This is a genomic window from Acidaminobacter sp., assembly GCF_030247605.1.
In the GTDB taxonomy this organism is placed as follows: Bacteria; Bacillota; Clostridia; order Peptostreptococcales; family Acidaminobacteraceae; genus Acidaminobacter.
In genome coordinates this window covers 1-1,850 of the sequence record NZ_JAOTSB010000064.1, presented here as the reverse complement: position 1 = coordinate 1,850, position 1,850 = coordinate 1, and the positions used below count along the sequence as shown (strand labels likewise).

General features: G+C 46.5%; 2 protein-coding genes. Both read left to right on the top strand.

All coding sequences use genetic code 11. The annotated features are described in order from the left end of the window. Positions 1-454 (top strand): transposase (locus OEL90_RS15020; protein WP_414635028.1); only part of this gene is annotated, 454 nt, incomplete at its 5' end. Positions 455-1,161: 707 nt separating this feature from the next. Then, positions 1,162-1,506 (top strand): hypothetical protein, encoded by a 345-nt coding sequence (locus OEL90_RS15015; RefSeq protein ID WP_300689936.1) that lies wholly within the window; start codon positions 1,162-1,164, stop codon positions 1,504-1,506. Positions 1,507-1,850: the final 344 nt, after the last annotated feature.

Sequence of the window (1,850 nt, the reverse complement as noted above, 5' to 3'; positions counted from 1 at the left end):
GGATGCCAACACTTCACAATCGGCGATCGACTGCTTCGATTTTCTGGAGAATCTGCTGGGCTTTGCCGCGTTCCAGCGCCTGTTTCCTGCCCTGCTGGGCGACAACGGCAGCGAATTCAGCAATCCCACAAGGATTGAGACAAGTCTGAGCGGTGCACTGAGAACAAGGGTGTTCTATTGCGATCCTGCGTCACCCTATCAAAGGGGATCCCAGGAAAATAACCACTCCCTGCTGCGCCGCGTCGCTCCAAAAGGAACGTCGTTTAATGATTGGACGCAGGAGATGGTCGATGTCATGATGAACCAAGTCAACTCATATCGCCGTGATAATTTGGGGAATGTATCACCCTATGAGATGTTTTCGCTGATTTACGGTGAGCAGATCTTAAAAGCGTTGGGCGCCAAGTTGATACCGCCTGGCGATATCATCTTGCGACCAACGCTTTTTAAATAGTCTGACCGGAGGCACCATCGAGGCAACAAAATCGCTCGGAGCGAGGGGTCGAATTTAGTCCCGCAAAAAAACACTCAAATTTGACCCTCGGTTTGGTGTTGCCGAAAAAGGGCGATAAATCGTTCCGATCACCCTTATTGTACAACTTTGGTGAACAAAGTTCATCCTGGAGGTCGATTTTCGAGGACATGAACCGACATTTTGGGTTGGGGGCTCTAAAGTGTAGAATTCAATTCATCAAACTGGAAATCAGTTTTTCAAGTGACCCCTGACAGTGACCCTAATTAGTTTAATGATTTTTCTAAAATGGCGCTGCCAATAACAACACCGCTGGTTTTTCCTGTATACATGCCGTCAAAACCTGAAACCATTTTTAAAGCATCCTTTCCTGATCCGAGATCATAAAAGTCAATGCAGGCACGTAAAGTTGCCTTCGTACAGCTATATGGGAACTTTCCATCGCTCCAGCCTTCTGAATAATGATCAGCATAATCTCTTAAAATATTTCCTCCATGTTATATCCATTTAAGCCGGTTGATCCGGTCTTATCGGTTAGATCTTTGTTAGTTATATTGATCCCATCCCAGCTTCAGTCACGAAACCCGATTGTATCCATGACAATACGAATCCCATCGATCACTCCAAAGAATATGTCCGATCAATTTAGTATAATCAGCCTATGCTCTTGAAAACTGAGGAGGGTTATTATGCTGACAGACATCGAGTATGAAAGCATTAAGAATATGGCGACCAACTGCAACTGTACCTATTCAGTAGCACCGCGCAAGCGTAAAGGCGCTACCGGGATGGCTCAGAGCCTGTTTCTTCACCAGGCGGATACCAAAGAACTCGTTATCAGCGACATGGAGATAATCGCCCGGGACAATCCGGGAAACCACTTCCACATCAAGTTTGATGGGATCGCTCGTTTCACAGTCACAGTCAACGACAAGGTAATGTTGGAAAGTGACTATTACGAAGTGGAGGACTGCTATCAGATCAGCGGTACTGAATTTCAGCAGCGACTGTTGCGTGGGTTTCAGAAACTTTAGTCCTTCCAGATCGCCCAATGCGCTTAAACCTGAAGTCCCAGCAATTTATACCATTGTAGGGCACTCTACCGCCATGACCGCGTAGAGTGCCTTTTGCTTTTCGGTGTTCTTGCCAATCGTGGAGCGCATGAGGCGCCTGTCAGCAGCACTTTTTTCCCGCGAGCTGCTGAAGCAGGTCATTTCCCGGATTTTTCTACCGGCTCACCCGTGAATGGTCGATAGGATTCGGGCCTCTGCTTCGTGAATGATGATGCCTTTTCTTTGATACAGTTCACGTAAGATCGTGCCGATCTCAACTTTTTTATGACATGACTGAATTATTCAGAATTTCCACGGTATTATTC